This window comes from Pedobacter sp. P26, assembly GCF_050632135.1.
Taxonomy (GTDB): domain Bacteria; phylum Bacteroidota; class Bacteroidia; order Sphingobacteriales; family Sphingobacteriaceae; genus Pedobacter.
This window is the reverse complement of sequence record NZ_CP192574.1, coordinates 5,635,180-5,653,540: the sequence shown is the minus strand read 5'-3', so window position 1 is coordinate 5,653,540 and position 18,361 is coordinate 5,635,180. Positions and strand designations below refer to the sequence as shown.

15 protein-coding genes and 4 pseudogenes are annotated in these 18,361 nt (G+C 38.3%); 12 read left to right on the top strand and 7 right to left on the bottom strand.

The genetic code is table 11. From position 1 onward, the window contains the following. Positions 1 to 79 precede the first annotated feature (79 nt). A complete protein-coding gene (locus ACQ86H_RS26250; RefSeq protein WP_431292998.1) occupies positions 80 to 640 on the top strand; it encodes a hypothetical protein in 561 nt (186 codons plus the stop codon). A 186-nt stretch (positions 641 to 826) separates the two neighbouring features. Here ACQ86H_RS26250 and ACQ86H_RS26245 read toward each other — a convergent pair whose 3' ends face one another. The 7 genes from ACQ86H_RS26245 to fumC form a co-directional block, all read right to left on the bottom strand. Beyond that, on the bottom strand, positions 827 to 1,594 hold the full coding sequence (locus ACQ86H_RS26245; protein WP_138819702.1) for a ThuA domain-containing protein: 768 nt from the start codon (positions 1,592 to 1,594) through the stop codon (positions 827 to 829). Positions 1,595 to 1,633: 39 nt separating this feature from the next. Next, complete coding sequence (locus ACQ86H_RS26240) at positions 1,634 to 2,068, bottom strand: low molecular weight protein-tyrosine-phosphatase (protein WP_138819703.1); 435 nt, start codon at positions 2,066 to 2,068, stop codon at positions 1,634 to 1,636. 2 nt (positions 2,069 to 2,070) lie between these two features. Continuing rightward, positions 2,071 to 2,511: a hypothetical protein gene (locus tag ACQ86H_RS26235; RefSeq protein WP_431292997.1), complete on the bottom strand. Its 441-nt coding sequence runs from the start codon at positions 2,509 to 2,511 to the stop codon at positions 2,071 to 2,073. A 121-nt stretch (positions 2,512 to 2,632) separates the two neighbouring features. After that, positions 2,633 to 3,439: a S1/P1 nuclease gene (locus tag ACQ86H_RS26230; RefSeq protein WP_431292996.1), complete on the bottom strand. Its 807-nt coding sequence runs from the start codon at positions 3,437 to 3,439 to the stop codon at positions 2,633 to 2,635. 2 nt (positions 3,440 to 3,441) lie between these two features. Continuing rightward, positions 3,442 to 3,957, bottom strand: coding sequence for a fumarate hydratase (locus tag ACQ86H_RS26225; RefSeq protein WP_138819706.1), 516 nt, complete (start codon positions 3,955 to 3,957; stop codon positions 3,442 to 3,444). Beyond that, entirely contained in the window at positions 3,950 to 4,312 is a 363-nt protein-coding gene (locus ACQ86H_RS26220; RefSeq protein ID WP_138819707.1) for a hypothetical protein, read from the bottom strand. The genes ACQ86H_RS26225 and ACQ86H_RS26220 overlap by 8 nt, the downstream gene beginning before the upstream one ends. Before the next feature lie 123 nt (positions 4,313 to 4,435). After that, on the bottom strand, positions 4,436 to 5,833 hold the full coding sequence (gene fumC / locus ACQ86H_RS26215; RefSeq protein ID WP_431292995.1) for a class II fumarate hydratase: 1,398 nt from the start codon (positions 5,831 to 5,833) through the stop codon (positions 4,436 to 4,438). A 185-nt stretch (positions 5,834 to 6,018) separates the two neighbouring features. On the opposite strand from fumC, the pseudogene rsgA reads away from it, so the two are divergent. From rsgA to ACQ86H_RS26160, 11 genes and pseudogenes are all read left to right on the top strand, one after another. Next, a pseudogene (gene rsgA, locus ACQ86H_RS26210) lies at positions 6,019 to 6,940 on the top strand (ribosome small subunit-dependent GTPase A). 195 nt (positions 6,941 to 7,135) lie between these two features. Then, entirely contained in the window at positions 7,136 to 8,089 is a 954-nt protein-coding gene (locus ACQ86H_RS26205) for a Smr/MutS family protein (RefSeq protein ID WP_431292994.1), read from the top strand. Positions 8,090 to 8,302: 213 nt separating this feature from the next. After that, the gene (locus ACQ86H_RS26200) at positions 8,303 to 8,602 is read left to right on the top strand and encodes a hypothetical protein (protein ID WP_138819711.1); all 300 of its coding nucleotides are present in this window, start codon (positions 8,303 to 8,305) and stop codon (positions 8,600 to 8,602) included. A 139-nt stretch (positions 8,603 to 8,741) separates the two neighbouring features. Beyond that, positions 8,742 to 10,628: pseudogene (gene secA / locus ACQ86H_RS26195) on the top strand (preprotein translocase subunit SecA); the annotation flags it as partial. Positions 10,629 to 10,802: 174 nt separating this feature from the next. Then, positions 10,803 to 12,218: pseudogene (locus ACQ86H_RS26190) on the top strand (SEC-C metal-binding domain-containing protein); the annotation flags it as partial. A gap of 227 nt (positions 12,219 to 12,445) precedes the next feature. Further along, positions 12,446 to 12,649: a PEGA domain-containing protein gene (locus ACQ86H_RS26185; RefSeq protein ID WP_431292993.1), complete on the top strand. Its 204-nt coding sequence runs from the start codon at positions 12,446 to 12,448 to the stop codon at positions 12,647 to 12,649. 576 nt (positions 12,650 to 13,225) lie between these two features. Then, on the top strand, positions 13,226 to 13,669 hold the full coding sequence (locus ACQ86H_RS26180; RefSeq protein WP_138819714.1) for an SPOR domain-containing protein: 444 nt from the start codon (positions 13,226 to 13,228) through the stop codon (positions 13,667 to 13,669). Continuing rightward, positions 13,656 to 14,838: pseudogene (locus tag ACQ86H_RS26175) on the top strand (M20 metallopeptidase family protein). Before ACQ86H_RS26180 ends, ACQ86H_RS26175 begins: the two are co-directional and overlap by 14 nt. Positions 14,839 to 14,955: 117 nt before the next feature. Then, positions 14,956 to 15,897, top strand: a complete 942-nt coding sequence (locus ACQ86H_RS26170) for a hypothetical protein (RefSeq protein WP_138819716.1) — start codon at positions 14,956 to 14,958, stop codon at positions 15,895 to 15,897. 59 nt (positions 15,898 to 15,956) lie between these two features. Further along, positions 15,957 to 17,525, top strand: coding sequence for a serine hydrolase (locus tag ACQ86H_RS26165; protein ID WP_138819717.1), 1,569 nt, complete (start codon positions 15,957 to 15,959; stop codon positions 17,523 to 17,525). An 18-nt stretch (positions 17,526 to 17,543) separates the two neighbouring features. Further along, the gene (locus ACQ86H_RS26160) at positions 17,544 to 18,203 is read left to right on the top strand and encodes an SGNH/GDSL hydrolase family protein (protein ID WP_431292992.1); all 660 of its coding nucleotides are present in this window, start codon (positions 17,544 to 17,546) and stop codon (positions 18,201 to 18,203) included. Positions 18,204 to 18,361: the final 158 nt, after the last annotated feature.

Genomic DNA, 18,361 nt, shown 5'->3' with positions numbered 1-18,361 from the left:
GTAAACATGAAATTATTTTTACATCTTGATCGTTACATAGATCCATGAAACAATTAATTTCTACTTACGTTATTTAAGCATGAGCGCTTTTAACCAGAACCCTCCAGACGGTGGTACAATCTACACCGAAACCAATCTAAGCCAGTTATTTCCAGAGCCTTTTAATACCATAACAAGTTGTTTTTTTTTGGCTATAGCGGTGTATTGGACCATTAAACTATGGAGTAATTTTAAACAACATACTTTTTTAAGTATTGCGCTGGTGCTGCTCTATATTGGTGGGATTGGAGGCACCACTTATCACGGCTTAAGGCGCTGGCCGATCTTTATTATGATGGATTGGATGCCAATTATGCTTTTGTGCCTTTCGGCTGGTGTCTACTTTCTTTCTAAACTAACCAAATGGTACTTTGCCGTTTTAATTGTAGCGGTATATGCCTTTTTTCAATTTTATGTAAGAAGGCTCTTTAGCAATGGCGATTTTCAGATTTTTATCAATATTAATTATGCTTTTATGGCTGCGCTGGTTTTATTTCCTGTGTTTGGCTACTTAATTAAAACAGACTGGAAAAATGGCAAATGGGTAGGGTTTGCTCCTGATTGCTTTCATATTTGCTTTAACTTTTCGAATTGCAGATAAGTGGGATATATTGAGTATCGGCACGCATTTTTTATGGCATACTTTCGGGGCTGTAGCTTCTTTCTGTATGCTGAATTATATTTATTTGGTCAACCTGAAAAAGAATAAATCTTAAAATATTGTTTATTAAGCATAACAGATAGATTGAGCTTGCTGGTCATTATTTCAACAAGCTCAACCCAATTTTTAGAATTTTGAATGTGCTTTACTGTAATCTAGTTTCTTTTGTCCACCTATCGCGTATTCAATGCCTCCCCATAAATGATTCTGGAACTTATCGTCAGCCCAGCCTTCTTTAGTATGGCCCATACAGGTGTAGAAAGCTCTTCCGCCATCAAAATTGTGGTACCAGCTAAAAGGATGGAAATCGCCGTTTTTACCGCCGGTATAAGATTTCTCATCTAAGGTAATCAGCACTTTAATATCCGGGTTAATATTTTTAAAATTATACAGCTCATCTTTTCTCATCCATATCGAATCGGTAAGGAATTTAGTAGCTGGATGTTTTTTATCCTTAATGATGAATCTGGCTTCCTGAACAGCTGGGTGACTTATAAAATAAGCGCCGGCCAATTTACCATACCAAGGCCAGTCGTATTCAGTATCTGTTGCCGCATGGATACCCACATAGCCTCCGCCGGCCTGTATATATCTTTCGAAAGCAACCTGTTGTTTATTGTCCAATACATCGCCTGTAGTGTTTAAGAAAATAACAGTAGCATATTTTTTAAGGTTGTCTTCTGTAAACAGATCGGCATTCTCGGTGGTGTCTACTTCAAAATGATGTTCGGTACCTAATTTTTGGATCACTTCTTTTCCGGTTTCAATAGAGTTGTGCCTAAAACCTTTGGTTTTGGAAAAAACTAAAACTTTTGCCGGTTTCTTCGCTGTGGTATAGCTCTGCAATAAAAAAACGGATGCAATTAATAGACATAATGAGATGTACTTTTTCATTTTTTTGACTTGGTTAGTGATGGATATTAAGCTATAAATTTAAGAAAGTTGTTTGATAATTTCCCTACATCTTTCTTCAACCTGCCTGCAAACAGGGCTAAACAGGGCATTATCCCAATATGGGTCTGTAACTTCATCGTTATCAAGAAAAAGTTTAATCTTTTTTCGCTCTTTATCGGTTTTGGCCAGGGTTTTAATATCAGCTAGATTGTTCTTGTCCATTACCAAAATCAGGTCATAATAATCAAACATCGAATGGTTAAACTGCTGTGCCCGCTGTTTGCTGATATCGTAACCCAAAGCCTTAGCCGCAGAAATACTTCTATGGTCAGGTGCCTTGCCGATATGCCAATTGCCTGTTCCTGCCGAAGCGACTTCCCAATTTAAGTTTTGTTCATCTGCCAGATGGCGCATAATGCCTTCAGCCAATGGCGAACGACAGATGTTACCCAGACAAACCATTAAAATTTTCAATGTTATTTAGATTTTGCTGCAAATATATAAGTAACGGTATAAGGTTTTCCTTCCTTATCAAAAGTATATTTTTGGGTGATATAATTGCCGTTTAAATTTACAGTTTCTGAGTTTCCAAACCCGGTATTTAATGTGATTTCATTTCCGTTTTTCGTCCATTTTGCATTCTGAAAGGAAATCATGTCGCACAAGGAACCTGTAGAGGTAAAAGCATAAGATCCGCCTGGTGAAAAGTTTAATGCATAATTATTGCTTAAACAGGCATCAGGACCAGAAAGTGTCATAAAATTACTGCTCGGTTTTCCGTTTACCGTTAAAGCAGGATTCACAGTTGCCGATTGCAAAGGCCAGTTATACCTTGTAATGTCGTCAATGTTAACGTTTTCTTTCTTTTTACAGGCAAATGCCAGGCAAAGTGTGAAGATAAATAGTAATTTTTTCATCAGTTTATAATTGGTTTTGGTTTGTTACTGATAAAACGGATCCCGTAGTTGAATTGCTACAGTATTACAAAAAAATGCCCAAATGCTGTTTAGCGTTGAGGCACTGGAAATATCAGAAATGTTATCCGTAAATGCCGTTTAATATTTTAGCTAAACGCACGCCACCTTTTAATAATTGCTCGTTAAGGGTATCCACCCAGTCAAAATTGTAACGGTAGCTCAATTTAGCATCTGGTTTCGTGTTTGCGTAAATTTTGTTACAGATACCGTACGATTCATAAATGCAATCTTTCAGGCTGGTGTTCTGCCAGTTGTAAAGCTGCACAGCTGAAGCATGGTTAATGGCTTTTGCATATTCGGTATAGCTTAACTGTTGGTACTCAATCAGCTGTTCATCCCAAACCCGGTGGATATTCGATTTCTCGTTAAACCATAAGACCGAAATGCGATTACCACCCAAATCATCTTTACGGGCAACATGCATCGGCTGGCATAAATCGCCCGCCAGATGCACCAACATGCGTAAAGCCAATTTCTTTTCGGCTGGGGTGCTGCTTGTTTTCTTTAATACAGCAATTAGATCAGGTATTTTGTTGTAAAGGTTAGGCGATTTTTCTGTTTCAAGAAAGTTGTAAACGCCATCTTTGTTCAATCCTGCCGGAAGATTAACAAAATGCCAGTTATACATATAATTATAAGTAGAATCTGATTTAATGAAATCGCCCCAATTGGCCGACATGGCCAAAGTTTCGTAACCTAAAATACTTTGAATAGCCTTGCGTGTTTTTGCCTTTAAATAACTATCAGCAATTTCACCAACCACACGATGGCCGATCGTACCCCAAGCATTTGCCTGAATAGGGAGATATGCTAATAAACCGATAGCTAACGCCGTGGTTAATTTCTTTTTTATTGATGTTAAAATCATTTTTATAATTCTTTTGGTATGCAGGTAATTCTTTGTTTGAGGATTAATTTAATTTCGCGCTGGTCGCTTAAACTCTCTAAGGAGAGGGTATCTGCCGATCGCTTTTTGATCAGGAAATTTTTTTCATATCTGCCGATGCGGTAACAGCCAGATATTTTTTGTTTGTAATTGGCATGTGTAAAAGTAGCGCCAACAAACAGCGTATCGCCTCTTACTACATAAACACCCTTTGCATATTCTTTCCAGATACCGTTATGATAACATGAATCTTCATATAAATTCACTTTACTGTGGGTAATCATATCCATGTAAACCGAATCGCAGGTAAACTTGAAATGATGTTGTGTGTAATTGCTTAATTTATTACTAAAAGCGACTGAATCTTCATTCCAAACACCTTGCATAAAATCTTCGCCTTTACCCTGTATGTTGGGCCGCGGACTACATGCCAGCTGTAAAACAGATAATGTAAAAAGAAAAATGTAACAAAGTCTTAATCCTAATTGCGGTTTACTCATGGTTATAATCGGTGCCTTTAGGGAATTGATTCTGGACTACTGCCTGTTTTTTAACAGTGTTGATAACCAGAATTAAAAGACCCGCTGCAAAACAAAGGCTGGCTATAAAACTGATAATACCTACAACAGCATAATATTTTGAAACTTCTGTATAAGCTAAATTTTGAGATGAAATTAGTAATGGCATCAAAAAGCTGTAAAACAGGGTAATGAGCAGACCAATTCCTGAGCCAATGGTCATTAAAATGGCCTCAACTGAAGATTTTTTTACTAAAAAATAGCAGCAGGTTCCAAATACAATACAAGGCGAAATAATGGATATTAAGCTTAAAAGGTTAGAAAGTATTGAGTTCATATTACCTGTGTTTTTTTATTAACCATATTGTAAAATCGGAACATCATGCTGAACTCGTTTCAGCATCTTAAGTACTGAAAAGATCATGAAATAATTCAGCATCACGACCGTTATGTAATGAGCTTATTTTAAACTTCCAACCATATCTTCAGGGCGTACCCACTCGTCAAACTGCTCACTGGTTAATAATCCCAATTCTACAGCTGCTGCTTTTAAAGTTTTATTTTCTTTATGGGCTTTCTTTGCAATTTTAGCTGCATTTTCGTAACCCACATGTGGATTCAAAGCCGTAACCAACATTAAAGAATTTTGTAGGTGTTTTTCAATTTCAGGTAAATTAGCGGTGATTCCTTCAGCACACTTATCAGTAAAAGAAACGCATGCATCGCCAATTAAACGTGCCGATTGTAATACATTGGCTGCAATTAAAGGTTTAAATACATTAAGTTCGAAGTGGCCATTCATACCACCCACTGAAACCGCAACATCGTTACCAATTACCTGCGCACAAACCATGGTTAAAGCCTCTGGTTGAGTAGGATTAACTTTTCCTGGCATAATAGATGATCCCGGTTCATTATCTGGAATCACAATTTCGCCAATGCCACAACGTGGGCCGGAGCTTAACATTCTTACATCGTTCGCTATCTTCATTAAAGCAACTGCAGTACGTTTTAATGCGCCAGAAAGTTCGACCATGGCATCATGTGCAGCCAGCGCTTCAAATTTGTTTGGAGCCGTAACAAAAGGCAAGCCGGTTAAATCTGCAATTTTTTTAGCCACTAAAACATCGTATCCTTTTGGCGTATTTAAGCCTGTACCCACAGCAGTTCCTCCCAAAGCCAGTTCTGCAACCATAACCAATGCATTTTTAATTGTCCGGATACTGTTATCAATCTGTTGTACATAACCGGAAAATTCCTGCCCTAAAGTAAGTGGGGTCGCATCCATAAAGTGTGTACGGCCGGTTTTTACAATCGTACTAAATTCTTCCACTTTTTGGGCTAAGGTATTTCTTAGTTTTTCTAAACCTGGAATGGTATTTTCCACCGTAAGTTTATAGGCTGCAATGTGCATTGCAGTTGGATAAGTATCGTTTGATGATTGTGATTTATTCACATCATCATTAGGGTGAAGTACTTTTTTATCGTCAGCTAATGAGCCGCCGTTTATTACATGAGCACGGTTTGCAATCACCTCATTGCCATTCATGTTACTTTGGGTACCCGAACCCGTTTGCCAGATTACCAATGGAAATTGATCATCCAATTGGCCAGCAATAATTTCATCACAAGCTTTAGCAATCAAATCAGCTTTTTCTGCAGATAATACACCAAGTTCTGTATTGGCAAGCGCTGCTGCTTTTTTCAGGTATCCAAAAGCATGAATAATTTCTTTTGGCATCGAACCTTCCGGACCGATTTTAAAGTTATTGCGTGAGCGTTCGGTTTGTGCACCCCAGTATTTGTCGGCTGGTACCTGCACCTCGCCCATGGTATCGTGTTCTATTCTGAAACTCATTATATTTTTGATTTTGTTGTCGCAAATTTAGGTTTTTTGCCTTTTAAAGCGTTGTATTTATGTAAGATATTTGGTAGATAACAAAGAATATAGTTAAAAGTGCTTGTTCTTTTGCGTCTACGCAAACTTTTATCCGGCAAGGCCACTTCTACCAATGAAATCATATTCATACCTTTACCGCAAATATGCAGGGATTAGTTATTAAATCTACAGGGAGCTGGTATAGTGTTTTGGCCGATAATGGCGAACGCTACGATTGCCGGATTGTAGGTAAATTCAGGATTAAAGGACTTAAAACTACCAACCCGATTGCGGTTGGGGACAGGGTGAAATTTGATCTGGAAAAGGATAGCGATCAGGGTTTGATAAACGAAATGCTGCCGCGTAAAAACTACATCATCCGCAAATCGATTAACCTGAGCAAACAGGCGCAGATACTGGCCGCTAATCTGGATATGGGCCATGCTGGTGGTTACACTGGCCTCACCTCGTACCTCGTTGGGTTTTATCGACCGTTTTTTGGTTACTGCCGAAGCTTATGATGTTCCAGCTGTACTGGTGTTTAATAAACTGGATCTGTTTAGTAAAGAGGGATTAGAAATTCTTCAGGAGTTTAAAGATATCTACGAAAATATCGGCTATGCCTGTTACGAAGTTTCAGCTTTAAAAGGCATTAACATTCCGGTTATTCAGGAATTGATTACAGATAAAATTACCTTAATATCGGGTCACTCGGGAGTAGGAAAATCAAGTTTGATCAATGCTTTAATGCCCGATCGGGATTTAAGAACTGGTGAAGTTTCAGACTGGAGTGATAAGGGTCAACATACCACTACGTTTGCCGAAATGTTCGAACTGCCGCAGGGAGGTTTTATTGTAGATTCACCAGGTATCAGGGAACTGGGTGTAATCGACATTGAAAAAGAAGAACTAGGTCATTTTTTTAGAGAAATCTTTAAAACTTCGCACGATTGCCGCTTTAATAATTGCAGGCATATTAACGAACCTGGCTGTGCTGTTATTGAAGCTGTAAACGAAGGTGAAATTGCGGTTTCGAGATATGAAAGTTACCTGAGTATTTATCACGGAAACGATACAAGGCATTAATTGAGTCAGAAGTCGAAAGTCTGGAGTCCGAAGATATGATGTGTAATAGTACATTTCTTGATTGTACCAGCGAATTAGATCGAAAACCCCTGCCAAAAAGCTGAAAGACTAAAGGAGTAAATAGCTTCATGCACGACATTTTAACGCAAACAGCTTAAAAATCTTTGTGTACTTTGTGCCTAAAAAATAATAGAAATGAAATTTAAACTGGGAGATTTTGTGCGTTTTGTTGATGAAAAACGTGAGGGTTATGTAACTAAAATTATCGATACGCAAACTTTGGGCGTTACCGATGAAGATGGTTTCGAAATTCCTGTTTCGGTAAGTAATTTAACTTCTGTACATGGTCATGGTTTGGTTGCCGAAGAATTGGATGCGCCAAAACCCATCCAGGTAAATATTCCAAGCATTAATAAAATCGAAAATGGCATTTATGTTGCCGTTGCTACAGATGATAAGGCCGGTAATGTGGTGCATTTTCACCTGCAGAACCATTCGTCAAATATTTTATTGGTCAGCCTAACCACCGAGCGTAAAGAAAAATATGCAGGTGCTTTTCATGGGATAATCGAATCTTATGGCTCCACTTTAGTTTATTCCGCATCATTGGCTGATCTTGATCTTTGGCCGGAATTTAACTTTCAGGTTTTGGTATTTAGCAAAGCTGATGTGAAACCTATCAATCCATTGGTAATCCGTAAGAAGTTTAGGGCAAAAGATTTTAGTATCGAACAAAAGGAATTGCCTCAGTTGAGGAATAAAGGTTGGTTCATCCGTCTGGATGATCTCGTTCCGGTATCCATCGATCCACAGAAATTAAAAGAAAGTTTCTTTAAAACTGCAGATGAAAAACGAACAGTTGAGGCACCCCAAAAAGAAATCGATCTGCACATCGAAAAACTAAGGGACGATCATCATTTCCTGGAAGCAGACGAGATGTTGCAGATACAGATCAATCACTTCCAAAATGCGATGGATGCTGCGGTGGTGCATCATTTCGATAAGATCATTTTTATACACGGTTCGGGGAATGGTACTTTAAGAGATAAAATCCATAAACTGATCAGTAAAAATCCACATGTAAAAACGTACATGGATGCCAGGAAAGAAAAATTTGGCTATGGCGCTACTGAAGTAGTGTTTAAATAACATTCAGTTGTCATCCTGAATGCAATGAAGGATCTCTATTGTGTTGGAAGCATTACGAATGTAGGCAATGATTTTAGTGTATTGGTTAAGGTTATGATATTCCTCGATGCAGGATTCTTCACTGCGCTCTGAATGACAGGAAGATTGAGGTACGCTTTTTGCTAAACTGTAATTTCTTTTTATAAAAGATTAAAACTAGCTTTGCCGCTATTAATGAAACACTTCGTTACCATATCACTTGTATTCTTTAGCTTAACACATTTGGCAAAAGCCGAACGCGTTGAAGGGCTAAGGATATTAAATGAATATTGTAATGAGCACAATATAGGTGTAAACGCTACGGGTAAAAGCTCGGTCCAGCTTAACGAAGACCGTAACCCTTATTTATTATCCTACACCAGGCTGGCTTTAATTGGAACGCAGGCTCCGGTAAAAGTTGCAAAATATGTAAGCGTAAATCAAATTATTGCCGATTTAACAATCAGGAAAAAACCAAAGAATAACAGCCCCTAGTTATCCTTTCCTCAAAAGATCTTTTTACAAGATTTAAGCCCCCATTTATACCAATAACTGCCAAACTGACTTAAGGAAGACAATGGCTTGGTTGTTGTAACACACCATTTTTTTAATAATAAATACGATTTAAAATATAATGTTAGGATTTTTAGCGAAGATTTTCGGAAGTAAATCAGAAAGAGATATAAAGGCTATTCAACCATTGGTTGTCAAAATTAACGAGCACTACAGTAAGCTGTCTGTATTAAGCAACGATGAATTACGTGGTAAAACCATAGAATTTAAAAGCAGGATTTCTGATTTCTTAACCGAGATTGATGGAAAAATTGCCGCTTTAAAAGCTGATGCAGAAAGTGAAAGTTTAGATCTTCACGAAAAAACGGCTATTTACGATCAGGTTGATGCCTTAGGTAAAGACCGCGATACAGAATTGGAAAAAGTGCTTTTGGAAATCCTTCCGGAGGCATTTGCTGTAATTAAAGAAACTTCACGCCGTTTAAGCGAAAACGATTATTTAGAGGTTACTGCAACACAATTTGATAGAGATTATGCTGCAAGAAAAAACAATGTTAAAATTGTTGGCGATAAGGCACAATGGGCCAATAAGTGGGATGCTGCAGGAACTGAAGTAGCCTGGAATATGGTACATTACGATGTACAGTTAATTGGTGGTATTGTATTGCACAGTGGTAAAATTGCTGAGATGGCTACGGGTGAGGGTAAAACCCTCGTAAGTACATTGCCGGCTTATTTAAATGCATTGGCCGGACAGGGTGTACACATTGTAACGGTGAATGATTACCTGGCCCGTCGTGATAGTGAGTGGAATGGTCCTTTATTTGAATTTCATGGTTTAAGTGTTGATTGTATTGATAAACATGAGCCAAACTCAGAAGAAAGAAGAAAAGCTTATGCCGCAGATATTACTTACGGAACCAATAACGAGTTCGGTTTTGACTACCTGCGTGACAATATGTCGCAAACACCAGATCAGTTGGTACAGCGCAAGCTGCATTTTGCCATGGTGGATGAGGTCGATTCAGTTTTGATTGATGATGCCCGTACCCCTTTAATTATTTCTGGTCCGATTCCACGCGGAGATGAACACGAGTTTTATGAATTGAAACCACGCATTGAGCGTTTAGTTAATGCACAAAAGGCTTATGTAACCCAGGCATTAAATGAGGCTAAAAAATTAATCAACGCAGGTAACAGCGGAACGGAAGAAGGCGAAGGTGGTTTAGCCTTATTGCGTGCTTACCGTGGTTTGCCAAAAAATAAGGCTTTAATTAAGTTTTTAAGTGAAAGTGGTGTTCGTGGTTTGTTGTTGAAAACCGAAAACCACTATATGGCAGATCAATCTAAGAATATGCCTAAGGTAGATTCTGAACTGTATTTCTATATTGATGAGAAAAACAACCAGGTTGAGTTAACTGAAAAAGGTATCGAACTGATTACCCAATCGGGCGAAGATCCACATTTCTTTGTATTGCCTGATGTAGGTACTGAGGTTGCCGAATTAGAAAAATCTGATCTGCCTTTAGAAGAAAAAGTGGTTCAAAAAGATGCTTTAATGCGCGATTATTCGGTAAAAGCAGAACGTATCCACTCAGTAAACCAATTATTAAAAGCATATACTTTATTCGAAATTGATGTAGAGTACATCATCGACGAAGGAAAAATCAAAATTGTTGATGAGCAAACAGGTCGTATTATGGATGGTCGCCGTTACTCTGATGGTTTACACCAGGCAATTGAGGCTAAAGAAAATGTGAAGGTTGAAGATGCTACCCAAACGTATGCAACCGTAACCTTGCAGAACTATTTCCGTATGTACCACAAACTTTGCGGTATGACGGGTACTGCAACTACAGAAGCTGGTGAGTTTTGGTCGATCTATAAATTGGATGTGGTAGAAATCCCGACCAACAGAAATATTTCGAGGATTGATGAGCAGGATTATGTTTACCGTACCGTTCGCGAAAAATATAATGCCGTTGCTGAAGAGATACAATATCTGGTTTTCCCATATTCTCATTATGAAACCGAATATGAAATAGATAAAGAAGGTAATGTAAAACAGAAGGATGGCAAGCCGGTTGTTAAATTCGACCAAACTGGCAGACCAGTTCCTAAATTGGATGCTAAAGGTGCGTTAATCCCTGCGGTTAACCCTCAAACAGGACAATTGGAGCCAAAAGCTGGTCGTCCGGTATTGGTAGGTACCACTTCTGTAGAGATTTCAGAGTTATTAAGCCGTATGCTTAAACTCCGCGGAATTAAACATAATGTATTAAATGCGAAAATGCACCAGAAAGAGGCCGATATCGTTGCCGAAGCTGGTCAGGCAGGAACGGTAACCATTGCAACCAACATGGCTGGTCGTGGTACGGATATTAAATTGGGCGCGGGCGTTAAAGAAGCTGGCGGTTTAGCTATTGTAGGTACCGAGCGTCACGAATCCCGTCGTGTAGACAGGCAGCTACGCGGTCGTGCAGGTCGTCAGGGCGATCCGGGTTCATCACAGTTCTTCGTTTCATTGGAAGATAACTTAATGCGTTTATTTGGTTCAGAACGTATTTCTGGCATCATGGTGCGCATGGGTATCGAAGATGGTGAGGTGATCCAACACTCTATGATCACCAAATCTATCGAGCGTGCTCAGAAAAAAGTAGAAGAAAATAACTTTGGTATCCGTAAACGTTTATTGGAGTACGATGATGTGATGAACTCACAACGTACCGTAATTTATGCTAAACGTAAAAACGCTTTATTTGGCGAACGTTTGGATGTGGATATGAACAATATGGTTTTCGATGTTGCTGAAGATATCGTAAGCGAATATAAACAAGAAGCAAATTATGATGGTTTCAAACTGGAAGTAATCAAAAACTTCTCTTTAGATACGGTCATTACCGAAAAAGAATTCTCTTCAACCAATATCCCTCAGTTAACTGAGAAGTTATTTGAAGAAGCAGAAGCATTTTATGCACGTAAATCGGAAGCCATTATTCAACAATCGTTACCGGTGTTAACCCAGGTTTACGAAGAGCGCGGAGAGCATATCGAACAGATTGTGGTGCCGTTTACAGATGGTATCCGTGGTATCCAGGTTGCTGTTGACTTGAAGAAAGCAATCGACAATAAAGGGAAAGAGGTGGTTCGGTCATTTGAAAAAACCATTGTTTTAGCTTTAATCGATGATAGCTGGAAAGAGCATTTGCGCGAAATGGACGATTTGAAGCAATCGGTACAAAATGCGGTTTACGAACAAAAAGATCCATTGGTAATTTATAAAATGGAAGCTTTCAACTTATTTAAAAACATGCTTAATGCAGTAAATAAAGAAGTAGTGAGTTTCTTATATAAAGGCGGTATCCCGGTTCAGCAAGAGCCAGACCAGGTGAGAGAAGCACCAGCTCCGATAAAACAACCAAAGTTGCAAACCACTAAACAGGAGTTTGGCAGAGAAGAGCCAGGCATTGAGTTTGGCGACACACGTGAAGCTGTTCCACAACAGCCAATCCGCAAAGAAGCAACAGTTGGCAGAAATGAACCTTGCCCTTGCGGTAGCGGTAAAAAATACAAAAACTGCCACGGCGCGAATTTATAATCAATACATATAATAGCTTATTAAACCCCGACATTTTTTGTCGGGGTTTTTTTAAAAAACTAAATTTTTAATTCTCCAATTAAGCACTATATTTAGTGACAGTCAATTTGTAATTGGTAGGCAATTTCTTACTGACGAATAAACTTAAAAATGGAGTCTGGAAACCATAAAAAACAGGGCGTAACCGAAAGGCCATAAGAGTAGGAAACACACAAAAACACACACAAATGAAAAGAATTTTTAACATTGCCGCTGTTTCAGCGACATTGCTGCTATCTGGCTGCGCCACTATTTTTACGGGCACAAAACAAACCGTTCAAATCAATTCCAATCCTCCAGCCGCTACCATTGAGGTAGATGGGGTTAAAGCAGGGGTAACACCTATGGCAGTACCCTTAAAAAAGGATTTACCGGACAGACCATCTCTTTAAAACTTGATGGTTACGAAACCAAAACTTTCCAGCCCGTAACTACTTTTAATGCCGTATCTGTGGTAAATCTATTATTCATTCCTGGTTTTATTGTTGATATTGCTACAGGCGCAATGATGAAATACGACCCGACAGTTTACGAATTTACCTTAGAGCAAAAGAAAGCGAATTAAGAATATCTTGTTGGAAATAATGCTAAAAACCCAGGTTTCGTAAAGGAATCTGGGTTTTTTGATTTGCACGATCATCGTGATCAATAGTCATTTCGACTGAAGCGTGCCGATTTTTACGGCAGCGGAATGGAGAAATCTTTGAATTATTATTAACCTATTACCTATTTTTTAAAAGATTTCTCGACTGCGCTGCACTTCGCTCGAAATGACGACATTGCTAAGAGGTTATCTTCTTAAATTTTTCTGTCATTCATAAGCCCTAAAATCTTTTAGATTTTCTCCCAAACGATAACTATTTGCTTAACCCATAAAGAATGCCGATTTTTGCAACGATTTCGGCATTCTTGTTGTTAAGAAGAAGTGAGACGATACATCTCCTCATCAAATGCCAATTATTTTGCTCATGAAAACTACAATAACTTTTATATTTTGTTTATTTCTTACCATAACTGTTTTTGCACAAAAAGGAGAAGTAACAGTTATAAAAGATCCTTTAATCGATAGTTTAATTGCTAAACGTTTAGAAGTTTATAAAACTTCAGGGGAGGTAAAGCCTGGCAAACCGATTGTTTCAGGCTATGGTTACCGCGTACAGATTTTTTATGGATCAGACCGGCGCGAGGTTTTTAACCAGCAGGCACGTTTTAAAGGGCTATATCCCCAGTTAAATACTTACCTCACCTATAAAGAACCTAACTATTACGTTCGGGTGGGCGATTTCAGAAGCCGCTTAGAGGCACAGCGCCTTATCAACGAACTCAGACCAACTTTCCCTACACTGTTTATTTTTAGGGAAAAAATAAATGCACCAACTTTAGATACCACAACAACCAATGATCAAAAATAAAGTACAGGAACTGGCCGCTCACATTTTTAACGATGTAGTAGGTTATCGTCAACATATCCATGCCAATCCCGAATTATCGTTCAAAGAATTCGAAACCTCATTGTTCATTAAGGATAAATTAAAAAAATGGGGCATCGAATATACCGATTGTGCCAATACAGGTGTGGTAGGTTTAATTAAGGGAAACCTGTCTTCTGACAAAGTTATTGCACTACGTGCCGATATGGATGCTTTACCTATCCATGAAGCTAATGATAAACCTTACCGTTCTAAAAATCATGGGGTAATGCATGCGTGCGGACATGATGTACATACCTCTTCACTTTTGGGCACAGCTTATATCCTAAATCAAATGAAAGATAATTTCGGCGGGACCATTAAACTGATTTTTCAGCCTGCTGAAGAACTTTTACCAGGTGGAGCAAGTATCATGATCAAAGAAGGTGTACTCGAAAATCCAAAACCACATCATATTGTTGGTCAGCATGTAATGCCATTGATTGATGCCGGTAAAGTGGGTTTCCGTTCTGGTATTTACATGGCTTCGACAGATGAACTTTATGTTACCGTAACCGGGAAAGGTGGTCATGGCGCACAACCACACCAAAATATCGATCCGGTTGTAATCGCTTCACATATCATAATTGCTTTGCAACAGGTGGTGAGCCGCAATGCTGATCCACGTATCCCATCAGTGCTGTCTTTTGGTAAAGTAATTGCCAACGGTGCAACCAACATTATTCCGAATGAAGTAAAAATTGAAGGAACGTTCAGAACTTTGGATGAAGAATGGAGAGATGAAGCGCACAAACGCATGAAAAAAATGGCCGAAGGCATTGCCGAAAGCATGGGCGGAAGCTGCGATTTCGATATTCATAGAGGATATCCATTTTTAATTAACGAAGAAATTAACGGCAAACGCGAGGGCCTTTGCCGAAGATTTTTTAGGAAAAGAAAATGTGGTTGATTTAGATATCTGGATGGCCGCCGAAGATTTTTCTTTCTACTCACAGGTAACAGATGCCTGTTTTTATCGTTTAGGTACTGGGAATGCAACAAAAGATACACAATATTCAGTACATACACCAAGGTTTGATGTGGATGAAGACGCCTTGAAAATATCAACCGGGTTAATGGCTTATATTGCTTTAAAACAATTAGGGAATTAGAATGGAAGATGTAAATAGGTAAGATGGGTGATGGGGGAGTCAAGTTCCATTATCTATCTTCAATCATCCGTTTTACATTTTCCATCCCACATTTTCCATTTTACATATCTTACTTGCATGAAAAAAGTCTTTCTGTTTTTACTGTTAACATCTCTATTCTATAAAGGTTTTGCGCAGGAAATCAACCGTTTTAATCCAGACACCATTAAAACCATTGTACTCGATTCGGCTGTAAATATTAAGGCCGAAAAGTTAAATGTAGAAACATTTATCAGAAAGGTGATGTATGATACTTCCTTTTATCAGTCGTTTAGGGATATGAAACGTTATACTTTTATTGCCGAAAACAGGATTTACAGCTATGATAAAAAGAACAAAGTTGATGGAAAAATTTACCGCAAAATCCGTCACAACAATAGCGGTCCTTATAAAATGGAATACCTGGTAAAACAGGATACCGGAAAAATTTATAAGAAAAACGGAAAGTACCAGTTATATACCGTAGAAATGTTCGATTACATTTTTATGAATGCTTATAACACTGATTTTGTACCGAATGCGCCAAAACCTGATGGAAAGGGTGGAACAAACGAAAGTTATAAAGACAAATTGAAAACCTTGATTTTTAATCCAGGCAGACCCGTAAAAGTGCCCTTTATCGGTAGTAAAACCGAAATATTTTCGGCCAATATGCGCCAGTATTATGATTATGGCTTCACTAGTGGTACTTATCTCGATTCTATCCCGGTTTATCGTTTCAAGGTTTCAGTTAAACCTGATTTGAGCAGCTGGACAAAAGATGGCATCATGATCAAAGAACTGGTTACCATTTTTGATAAACGGAATTTTAATATTCTTGGCCGTTATGTCGACATGAAATACAGCAATATGTTGTTTGATTTTGATGTACAGATGAATATAGAAATGGGTTATTTCGGAGAAGATAAATTACCAACCAAAATTACCTATCAGGGTAACTGGGATTATCCTTTCAAAAAAGAAGAACGGGCAAGTTTTTTAATTGTACATAAAGATTACAAACTCGAAAAGGGCAAATAAGGATTCAACTATCGCCTAAAAGATTTATTATCTTTAAACGATTATTTAAACCGATTAATATGCAACTTTTTTCTTCTGTAAAATTCAAAATATCCATTGCTTTATTGCTGTTTTTGGGTATCCATGTGCAGGCACAGGTGCTTTCTTCAAAACAGATCGATAGTGTGGTCGAAAAAACGTTAAATACCTTTAATGTTCCCGGAATTGCAGTTTCTGTAATCAAAGATGGTAAAATTATTCATTTAAAAGGTTACGGGGTAAGCTCCATCAGGACCAATAAAAAGGTTGATGAGAATACCCTTTTTGGTGTTGCATCAAATACAAAGGCTTTCACAGCGGCCGCTTTAGGTATGCTGGTTGATGAAAAGAAAATTACCTGGGATACAAAAGTGACCGATATAATTCCTGAGTTTAAAATGTACGATGCCTACGTAACCAGTGAGTTTACCGTCCGCGATTTGCTTACACACCGCAGTGGTTTAGGTTTAGGCGCAGGCGATTTAATGATCTGGCCCGATTCATCAACTGTGGATAAAAAGCAGCTCATTCACAATTTACGGTACTTAAAACCGGTTTCCTCTTTCCGTACCAAATACGATTACGATAACCTGATGTACATTGTTGCCGGAGAAGTGGTAGCAAGGGTTTCTGGAACTACTTACGAAGATTTTATTGAAGGAAGAATTATTAAACCTTTGGGGATGACTAAAACGGCAGCTTCATGGTACCGCTTAAAAGATAAATCGAATGTAATTGACGGACACGCACCTTACGAAGGTAAACTGCTTCCCGTAGGCTTAAGCTTTGGCGAAATCGCCAATGCAGCAGGAGGGATTTACTCAAATGTTACCGATATGAGCAAATGGGTAATGGCGATGATCAACGGTGGTAAATATGGAGAGACCCTTGATAAAAGGTTATTCAGCCCTGCTGTGGCGAGAGAACTCTGGACCCCGCAAACCATTATCGCAGGTGGTAATCCGGCTGCTTTTAGCACTTACGGTTTAGGCTGGTTTTTGAGTAACGTTAATGGTAATTTTCAGGCTACACATACTGGTGGTTTATCAGGTATTGTAACACAGGTTACCATTCTGCCTGAACTGAAACTGGGTATTATCGTGTTAACAAACCAGCAATCCGGAGCTGCTTTTAACTCCATTACCAATTCGATCAAAGATGGTTATTTGGGAATCAAAGGTCAGGACAGGATTAAAACCTACAACGATAACAGGTTAAGAAACGAAAAACAGGCTGATGAAATGGTCGCCAAAGTTTGGAATGATATTGCTGCTCAACAAAAATTATCAACTTCGAAACCTGATGCTAAAAATTACTATGGCACTTTCCGCGATTCGTGGTTTGGCGAAGTAACCATTAGTGAAGTGAACGGTAAAATGCATTTTCAGGCCAAAAATGCGCCAAAACTGAAGGGCGATATGACTTACTATAAGGGAAATACCTTTATTGCAAAATGGTACGACAGAAGTTTGGATGCTGATGCCTTTGTTAATTTCAGTTTAGATAACAATGCTCTGGCCGATGGTTTTAAAATAGAAGCCATTTCTCCATTAACCGATTTCAGTTTCGATTTTCAGGACCTGGATTTTAAAAAGACCGATAAAAAATAACCTAACCAATTATACACGATGAAAACAGTAATAAAAACGAGTATTTTACTAAGCTTTTGCTTAATTGCATTAACCTCAATGACATTTAAACCAAAACGGATTATCTTTTTCGGTGATTCGATTACCCAACAGGGTGTTTCTAAAAACGGATATGTAACCCTGATCAAAAAATCACTAGATTCTACAAAATACGATGTAATTGGTGCTGGTATAGGCGGCAATAAAGTTTATGATCTTTATCTGCGTTTAGAAGATGATGTTTTGAACAAGAAACCTGATTTAGTAGTGATTTATGTGGGTATTAATGATGTGTGGCATAAACAATCTTCCCATACCGGAACCGATTATGATAAATATTTAAAGTTTTATCAGGCTTTGATCAATAAAATACAGGGCGTAGGTAGCAAAGTGGTATTGGTTACCCCATCAGTTGTTGGCGAGAAAAAAGATGGTACCAATGAGTTAGATGCCGATTTAAATAAATATGCTGCCGGAATCAGAGAGTTGGCTGTAAAAAACAACCTTCCGGTATGCGATTTAAGAAAGATTTTCGCAGAATACGAAGCGAAAAATAATTCTGAAGATAAAGAAAAAGGCATTTTAACAGTTGATAGAGTACACCTGAACGAAACCGGTAATAAATTGGTGGCTGATCAGTTATTGCCTTTGGTTAAATAATAGGGGTTTAAACCGCAGAGCCCGCAAAGCATTTCGCAAAGAACACAAAGAAATTTTCTCTGCGTTCTTTGTATTTTTTCTCTGTTATCTTTGTGTTTAAACAAGCCGATTCTTCATTGCGAACCGAAGAAAATATTTTTTACATTAAAAGAAAGGTA